6 protein-coding genes are annotated in these 8422 nt (G+C 67.0%); 2 read left to right on the forward strand and 4 right to left on the reverse strand.

Annotated elements, in window-relative coordinates; all coding sequences use genetic code 11:
* Nucleotides 1–108: 108 nt before the first annotated feature.
* The 3 genes from M8523_RS35145 to M8523_RS35155 are packed head-to-tail and all read right to left on the reverse strand — an operon-like array spanning nucleotide 109 to nucleotide 5865.
* The gene (locus M8523_RS35145; protein WP_282589452.1) at nucleotides 109–1605 is read right to left on the reverse strand and encodes an efflux transporter outer membrane subunit; all 1497 of its coding nucleotides are present in this window, start codon (nucleotides 1603–1605) and stop codon (nucleotides 109–111) included.
* Between the two features lie 7 nt (nucleotides 1606–1612).
* The gene (locus tag M8523_RS35150) at nucleotides 1613–4747 is read right to left on the reverse strand and encodes an efflux RND transporter permease subunit (RefSeq protein WP_282589453.1); all 3135 of its coding nucleotides are present in this window, start codon (nucleotides 4745–4747) and stop codon (nucleotides 1613–1615) included.
* Nucleotides 4744–5865: an efflux RND transporter periplasmic adaptor subunit gene (locus M8523_RS35155; RefSeq protein WP_282589454.1), complete on the reverse strand. Its 1122-nt coding sequence runs from the start codon at nucleotides 5863–5865 to the stop codon at nucleotides 4744–4746. The genes M8523_RS35150 and M8523_RS35155 overlap by 4 nt, the downstream gene beginning before the upstream one ends.
* A 260-nt stretch (nucleotides 5866–6125) precedes the next feature.
* Between M8523_RS35155 and M8523_RS35160 the strand changes: the two genes are divergently transcribed.
* Both M8523_RS35160 and M8523_RS35165 read left to right on the forward strand, forming a co-directional pair.
* A complete protein-coding gene (locus M8523_RS35160) occupies nucleotides 6126–6821 on the forward strand; it encodes a response regulator (protein ID WP_428351994.1) in 696 nt (231 codons plus the stop codon).
* A complete protein-coding gene (locus M8523_RS35165; RefSeq protein ID WP_282589456.1) occupies nucleotides 6818–8113 on the forward strand; it encodes an ATP-binding protein in 1296 nt (431 codons plus the stop codon). Before M8523_RS35160 ends, M8523_RS35165 begins: the two co-directional genes overlap by 4 nt.
* Here the strand turns inward: M8523_RS35165 and M8523_RS35170 are convergent.
* Nucleotides 8080–8422: hypothetical protein (locus M8523_RS35170; protein ID WP_282589457.1), on the reverse strand; the 343-nt coding region annotated here is incomplete at its 5' end. The genes M8523_RS35165 and M8523_RS35170 overlap by 34 nt on opposite strands.

The raw sequence follows: 8422 nt of genomic DNA on the forward strand, positions 1-8422 counted from the left end.
CTTGGGCGGCTTACCGACGCCGGCTATGAGCCAAGACGCGCGACCGGAGCCGGCCGGCGTCCGTAACCCTTCACCAAACCTGGTCATTCATCGAACTGACAGCAAATCTCAAAAGCGGTCGTAGAAATTTCTATGGACGTCTTTGTCCGTCCTCAAACGTGGGCCCATGATTGTGTCCACCACCTCGGGGCGGTTCACGTCGAGCGCGCCACTCCAATTGCCCCCGAGCGCCTTGAACAGGGCGATGTAATCCTCAGTGAGCGAGACCTGGTTCTGGATGAACGTATCCTGCGCCTCATAGAGCGAGCGCTCGGCATCGAGCACGTCGAGGAACGCGGTGGAGCCTTGTCGATACAGGACGCGGGCGATGCGCGCCGCTTCATTGTAGTTGTCCGCCGAGCGACCCTGCTTTTCGGTTTGCAGGCGTTGCCGTGAGAGCGCCACGAGGGCGTTCTCGACATCCTCCATGGCCGAGAGCACCGCGGCCCTGTAGGCTGCGTCATACTGGTCGCGGACGGCTTTCTGCGCCGTGACGGCGGCGCGGCGCTTGCCGGCGTCCAAAATCGGAACGGAGGCCGACGGACCGAAGGACCAGGTCCGTGACGACGCCTTGGTGATGTCGCCGAGCGTGAATGCGCTCACGCCGACCGAGCCGCTCAGCGTCACGTCGGGATAGCGTTGCGCTTCTTCGACGCCGACCTGCGCCGTCTGCTCGGCCAACTGCCGTTCTGCCTGGGCGACATCGGGGCGAGACCGGATCACGTCCGCCGGAATACCGACCGCCACGCTGCTCTTGGGCACGGGCAGCGGGCGCGGGTCCGCCATGTCCGCCAGCACCGCCTCCGGTCCGACCCCGAGCAGCACGCCGAGTCGATGTACGGTCTGACGGTAGCTGCTTTCCAAGGCGGGGACGTTGGCTTCCGTGCTGAGCGCGAGGGCCCTGGCCTTGGCGAGATCGGCGCCTGTGCTGACGCCCGCCGCGAACTGCTTTTCGGTCAGCGCGACGGTCTGCCTCTGCGACGCTGCGCTTTGGCGGGCAAGCGCGATACGGGCCTGATAGCCGCGCGCGTCCACGTAATAGCGCGCCACGTCGGCGACCAGCGTCAGCAGCGTCGAGCGCAATCCGTAGGCGGCCGCCTCTGTCGCGTCGTCCTTCGCCTCGACGGACCGAGCGTTGCCACCAAAGAGGTCGAGGTCCCAACTTGCGTCGAAGTCGGCCTGAAACAGGTTGGATGTGGACGCCGGAAACCCCACCGCCTGGGCGGCCGTGCGGGATCTCTGCGCGCTGCTCGAGGCATTCAGGTCTGGCAGCAAGCTGGCCGCGGCTTCGTCTCGCAACGCCCGGGCTTCCCGCACGCGCGCTTTCGCCGTCGCGACGTCTAGGTTGCCCGCGACGGCCCGCGCGACGAGTTTCGGCAAGAGGCGATCGCCGAAGCGCTCCCACCACGCGGCCAGTTCGACCCGTCCCGCGCGGTGACCCTCCCGCTCGGCCCATCGGGCCGGAATCGCCATGGCCGGCGTCTTATAGTCCGGGCCGACCGCACAGCCGGACAGGCCAGCGCCAAGTGTCATGGCGAACGAGAGGGCTCGGATCCGGAACGACATCGGCGTCTCAGGCGGCGCGATCATGCATGACGGCTGGTGCTGTGAGGGGGGGCGCCAGGGCCTGGGGCGCATTCTCTAGAAACAGGCGCGCCAGAAGGCCCCCCGCTCGGCGCTGCAACCCGTGCATTAGGCTGAACACTACGGGCACGTAGACGAGGCTCAGCACGGTCGAACTCGCGAGGCCGCCGATCACCGCCACCGCCATCGGCGCGCGCGACTCGGCGTCGGTGCCATAGCCGAGCGCGATGGGCAACATGCCGCCGCCCATGGCAAGCGACGTCATGATGATCGGCCGCGCCCGCTTGCGCGCCGCATCGAGCAGCGCCTCTTGGATCGGCAGGCCGGTGTCGCGCAGGGCCATGAGCGCGTAGTCGACCAGCAGGATCGAGTTCTTCGCCGCAATCCCCATCAGCATGAGGAGGCCGATCAAGGCCGTGATGGAAAGCGCGTAGCCGCAGAGGTAGAGCAGGCCCAGTGCGCCGCCGAACGAGAGCGGGAGGGCCACCAGGATCGTGAGTGGCTGAATGAAGCCGCCGAACAGCAGCACGAGCGTGAAATACATCAGCACCACACCCGTCACGATTGCGGTCGCGAAGCCATGGGTGGTTTCCCCGAGCCGTTCGGAATCACCGCTTTTCTCTTCGTGGACCCCGGCCGGCAGGTCGCGCATGGTTGGCAGCGAAGAGATGGCCGTGCCGGCTTCCCCGAGCGTGATGCCGTCCATCGCCGCCTCGATCGCCATGCTGCGCCGACGATCGAAGCGCGTGATCTCGCTTGGACCAGCCGCAAAGCCGATGTCGGCCACCGAGCCCAGCGGCACCGTCGAGGACGACCCAGCCACGGGAAGGTTGGCCAGCATGGCCGGATCGCTGCGCGCGTGCTCGTCGAGGGACACCACGATCGAGAGCTGGCGGTCGGCCAGGTTGAACTTGGGCAGGCTCTGGTCGATGTCGCCGACCGTCGCGATCTTGACGGCATCCGCGATGGCGCTGGTGGTCACGCCGCGTTCGGCCGCCTGGTCGGTCTTAGGCGTGATGACGATCTCGGGTTTCGCGAGGCTTGCGGTCGAATAGGGATTCATGATGCCACGCACGCCGCGCATCTCGACCTGCAACTGGTCGACCACGCGCGACAGGGCGGTGGGATCGTCGCCGACGAGCGTGACCGTCAACTTGGCGCCCGACTGGCCGTCCGCCCCGAACTGGATGCGCGCACCGGGAATTGCGCGCAGCCCCTCGGTGAACAGTTTCTCCAGTTGCTGCTGGCTGCGGCCGCGCTTGCCGCGCGGCTTGAGGTTGATCGTGACGGTCGCCGTATTCACCTCGCCCGCGGAGTTGGCCGCGCCGATGCCCGCCTGCGTTTGCGCACCCTCCGTCGCGTAGACGGTCGTGACCTCCGGGTAAGCGCGAAGGATTTTGTTCATGGCCAGAACAACGGCGTCCGTCTGGTCGAGCGTCGCGCCGGGCGGCAGGGTGACGGAGGCCAGCGACCGGCCACGGTCGGCGGCGGCCATGAAATCGACGGGAAGGCGTGTCGCTAGCCCCATCGATCCGGTGAAGAACAGGAGCCCGAGGACGACCGTGATCGCGCGGTGGCGCAGGGCGAGGCGGAGCACGGCCAGATAGGCGGGAAGCCAGACCGGCTGTTGCTCCTCGTGCCCGTCCGCCCGAACCAGATAAGCCGCCATGAGCGGGGTCAGCATCCGGGCGACCAGCAGCGAGAAGGCGACCGACACGCAGGTCGCGAGCGCGAAGGCCGCGAAGATCTTGCCCGGAATGCCAGCCATGAAGGCGACGGGAAGAAAAACCGCGATGAGCGTGGCCGTCGTCGCCACCACGGCGAGGCCGATCTCGTCGGCAGCCTCGATCGCGGCTTGATAAGCGGTGCGGCCGCTGCCGCGCATGTGTCGCACGATATTCTCGATCTCGACGATCGCATCGTCGACCAGAATGCCGATCACGAGCGAGAGGGCGAGCAGCGTGATGGTGTTGAGCGAGATGTCGTACCAATCCATCACCGCGAAGGTCGGGATCAGCGACAGGGGCAGCGCAACCGCCGACACCAGCGTCGCCCGCCAGTCGCGCAGAAAGATCCAGACGATGCCGATCGCCAGCAGCGCGCCGATCCACAGGGTCTCGACCGAGGCGTCGTAGGCGTCCTGGACGAAGCCGGTGCTGGAGGTGACCTCCTCGAGGTGGAGGCCGGCATCACTCGCGTTCATCGATGCCACGGCCCTGCGCACCCCCTTTGCGACGTCGACTTCGCTTGAGCCCATGGTGCGATAGACCGAGAAGGCCACGACCTCGCGACCGTCGAACCGTGCGCGTTGCCGAGCCTCCGACCAGCTGTCATCGAGCCGGCCGAGATCACGCAGCCGAATGGCGGTGCTGCCCGTTCCGGAGACGGCGACATCCGCCAGTTGGCTGAGCGTGGTGGCGCCGCCGACTGTCCGCACGGTCTGCTCGCGCCCGCCGACATCCATGCGGCCGCCGGGCTGGTCGACGTTGACGCCGGCCAGGGCCTGGCTGAGCTTGGTGGCCGTCACACCGAGCGCCATCAGCCGGTCGGCGTCGAGCCGCAGGCGGATCGCGCGGTCGACGCCTCCGGCCCGCTCGATCTTCGATACGCCCGTAACGCCGAGCAACGTCTTGGCGATGTCGTTGTTGACCAGCCAGCTTTGCGCCTCGATCGTTTTGTTCGGCGCGTCGAGAGCGAAGGTCAGGATCGCATTGCCGGTCGAGTCGACACGCTGGACGACCGGCTGCTCGGCCGCAGCCGGCAACTTGCTCTGCACGCTCGACACCGCATTGCGGACGTCGTTCGTCGCGCGATCGATATTGGCGCTGATCAGGAACTGCACCGTCGTCACCGACGTGCCCTCGCTGACCGTCGAAGAGATGTGATCGATGTTGCTAATCCCCGCGAGGGCATCCTCGACGATCCGCGTGGCCTGAGTTTCGAGCTCGCTCGGGGCCGCGCCGGGCTGAGACACGGTGACCGTGACCGACGGAAGGTCGATGTCCGGCAGGTTGTTGGTGCGCAGGCCGGAAAAGCCGAGAAGACCGGCCAGCGTCAGTCCGAGGAACAGGACGATGGTCGATATCGGATGGCGGATCGACCAGGACGAGAGGCCGTTCGTCATGGACTTGCCATCGCACTGGCGTCGAGCGAGGCCTGGACCCGAACGCTGTCGCCGTCGTGGAGGAACCCGGCGCCCGCCGTCACGACGCGCTCCCCTGCCGCCACGCCGCTTCCGACGACGGCCTCGCCATCCACCCGTGCCGTGACGACGAGGGACCGAAGCCCGACCTTGTCGTCGGGGCCGAGCACGAAGGCCGATGCGGCGCCGTTCGGCCAGACCAGCGCCCGTTCGGGCACGACGAGCCTGCGGCTCGTCTCCACCTCGATCGAGACCGAAGCGAACATGCCCGCGCGAAGCGGGCCACCGGACGGCACGTCGACATAGGCGATCCCGAGGCGGGTCGAGGCATCGACCTTAGCGGCGACGTCCCGCAGGGTTCCGGTGATGATCGACCCATCTGGTCCGCTCACCCGCACAGACTGTCCGGCCTGGAGCGCGCCGAGCTCCCGTTCGGGAACCTTGGCCTGCACCTCCAGCCGACCTTCGCGGATGAGCCGGAGCAGTTCGGTGCCGCTCTGGGTGACCGTCCCGAGCCTCACCGGCTCGGTCGAGACGCCGCCGCCCGCCGGCGCCCGGACAACGGTCTGGTTGAGCTGCGCCTGCAACTGATCGAGCGAGGCTGCTGCCTGATCGAGCTTGGCCTGACTTGTCAGGATCGCCGTACGCCGCGTCTCGACCGCCTCCTGGCTCATCGCCTTCTGCACTACAAGGGCGTCGCCTCGGGAGGCTTCCTTCCTGGCGGACTGCAGATTGGCCTGAGCCTCGGTCATGGCCGCCTTCTGCTGGGCCACCTGCGCCTGCAGGACGCGGTCGTCGAGCCGAATCAGCACGTCGCCGACCTTGACGACATCGTTCTCCTTCACGCGGACCTCGATGACGGCGAGGCCGCTCGCCTGCGCATCGACCGCGAGCTCCTGCCAGGGCATGACGGTACCGGTCGCCGACACACGCCGAGGGACGTCCTTTTCCGTGACGGCGGCGACCGCGACGGTCTGCGACGGCCGATTGATGTCCGTGGCGGTCGCGGACGGCTGCGCCTCGGGCTTACAGGCCGCAAGGCACAGGGCCAGGGTTGCCCAGACGCTTCGCCATGCCCGTCGATACGCGACCCGTCCCACCAATCCCTCGATCCTCCCTGCTTCCGGCCGATCCGCATCCGCCGCGCTCCTGCTTGAGCGCCACCCTGCCGGCCAAGGATTGCTGCGATATCTGCGAAGATTGCCGAATGTTGCCGGCTCGAGGACGATTGATGTCCGAACGTTGCTGCTGAAGATCGGCAGCCTTTTGCTGCGATATTGGCCTCGCGGCTGGCAGCCACCTCGGCTTACGATGCCGCTTCGAGGAGGTTGTCACCGTGCCAAACCCACCGACCGTGCTTGTGGTCGACGACGACGAGGAGATTCGGAGCCTCCTGGCCCGGTATCTGGTCACCCAGGGGTTCGGCGTGCGCGTCGCGTCGGACCGCAGAGGGCTTCACCAAGTGCTGGAGCGGGACGGTGTCGACCTCGTGGTCCTCGACGTCATGCTGCCCGACGGGTCGGGGATCGAGATCTGCCGCGATCTACGCGCGCATGGATCGACGGTTCCCATCATCCTGCTGACGGCGCTGAAGGAGGAGGTCGATCGCATCATCGGCCTCGAGGTCGGCGCCGACGACTACCTCGGCAAGCCGTTTAATCCGCGAGAGCTGGCGGCCCGCATTCGCGCGGTGCTCCGCCGGCACGGCGCGGTCCCCGAAGTGGCCACACGCCTGTACCGCTTCGAAGGTTCCAGCCTTGAACCCTCCGCGCGCCGCGTGACAACTGCAGGCGGGCACGAAGTAGAGTTCACCGCGGCCGAGTTCGACCTGCTTCACACGTTTGTGGCGCGGCCAGGCCGCGTCCTCGCACGCGACCAGCTGCTGGACCTGACCCGGGGTCGCGACGCCGATCCCTTCGATCGCTCGATCGATGTGCTGTTGAGCCGGATCCGCCGCAAGCTGTCCGACGAAGGGGGTGCACGCTTCATCAAAACGATCCGCAACGGCGGCTATCAGTTCGTGGCGCGCGTCGAAGCCTCGGGGACCGGTCCTTGAACTCGCTCAGGGTCAGGATCGCCGCCGTGCTGCTCGCCTCGATCGCGCTGGTGATGTGCCTGGCGACGCTCGCCGCAGTGCTGGTGGGCCGTCGCAACGGTGCGGAGCACGCCGCCCGTTCCATCGCGGCCCAAATCAGCTATTTTGGCCATCTAGCCCAGGCCAATCCAGATCAGGCCTTTGAAACGAAGGCTCCCGTCACCGGCGCAAGTCTCGTCGAACTACAGGCAGATTTGACGACCGCGCTGCATAGAGCCGGTGACGACTGGCAGGTCATCGTCGTGGAACCAAAGCGCGCGGCACAGCCGGTCGCCTCGGTCGAGATCGTGCCGTCCCATTGGGTCACCTTACCCATCCCCGATCTCGGACCACCCGCCGATGCGTGGCTGGTTCTTGGTGGTTGGATGTCGCTGATCCTGCTCGGTACCGCCGCCGTTTCGCTTGCCGTCGCCCAGCGTGTGACCCGGCCTCTGCTTCTGCTCGAGGAGGTCTCGGCGCGGATCGGCACGAGGGGCGAGCTCGATCACGTGCCGGAGGAGGGTCCGGCGGAAGTCCGGGCCACCGCCCGAGCCCTCAACCGCCTGAGCCGCAACCTGCATCAGGCCGTGGAAAGTCGGATGCGCCTCGTCGCCGCGGCCGGACACGACCTGCGCACGCCTCTCACGCGCATGCGTCTGCGGGCCGAGTTCCTCGACGAGGTCGAACGCGGCAAGTGGCTCAACAATCTCGACGAGCTCGAGCGCATCGCCGACAGCGCCATCGCGCTCGTCCGAGAACAATCCGGCGATCATGGCTGCGAGACGATCAGGCTCGACACCATGCTTGGGAGCATCGCCGAGGACCTTGCCGCGCTGCAACTGCCAGTGGTTTGTGACGCAAAGACCATCGTCACCATCAAGGGTCCGCCGCTCGCTTTGACGCGCGCATTTCGCAACCTCGTATCCAATGCGGCTACGCATGGCGGCGGGGCCCTCGTCACTGTCCGTGAAATCGGCGGACGCGCCATCGTGTCGATTGAGGACGACGGGCCGGGCATCCCCGATGCCGTCATTGGCCGTGTGTTCGAACCCTTCTTCCGCGTGGATCAATCGCGCCGCCAGACGATCCCCGGCGCAGGCCTTGGCCTCGCCATCGCGCAAGAGATCATTCAGCGCGCCGGCGGTGATTTGACCCTCGGGAACAAGCCCCAGGGCGGCCTTCGCCAATGCGTCACGTTCCAGTGCTGCCGCCGAGGGGTACCTGCGATCATCTCTCAAAATCATGAGGCGAAAACGCGCGGACGTGCTTCATAATGCTCGTTCACGGCGTCGTGCACCGGCCTTTCGATAGGGTGGTCTTCGGCGAGCTTCTTCCGGCCGCCGGCAGACCGGGGACGGCGCGCGGGACCGGCGAATGCGGGATCGCCGTCGACCGGCTGGCCCTCCTCCTGTATCCGCCCGGCGAAGACCGCCTTGCGAGAGGTTAATGCGGCTGCGAAGCTTTGCTCGTAAGTCCACCTTATGAGCGCTTGTAGCTGCACAGCATGACCCAGATCACCCTGCAGACCGGCCCGGAACGTCGACGACGTTGGAGCGCTGCGGCGCAGCGGGAGATCCTGTCGG

Source organism: Lichenifustis flavocetrariae (assembly GCF_026130545.1).
GTDB lineage: Bacteria > Pseudomonadota > Alphaproteobacteria > Rhizobiales > Beijerinckiaceae > Lichenihabitans > Lichenihabitans flavocetrariae.

What these genes read in the sequence shown, in the direction of transcription:
- M8523_RS35150 (WP_282589453.1), bottom strand. Translation starts at nt 4,747, where the DNA reads ATGACGAACGGCCTCTCGTCCTGGTCGATCCGCCATCCGATATCGACC.
- M8523_RS35145 (WP_282589452.1), bottom strand. Translation starts at nt 1,605, where the DNA reads ATGTCGTTCCGGATCCGAGCCCTCTCGTTCGCCATGACACTTGGCGCT.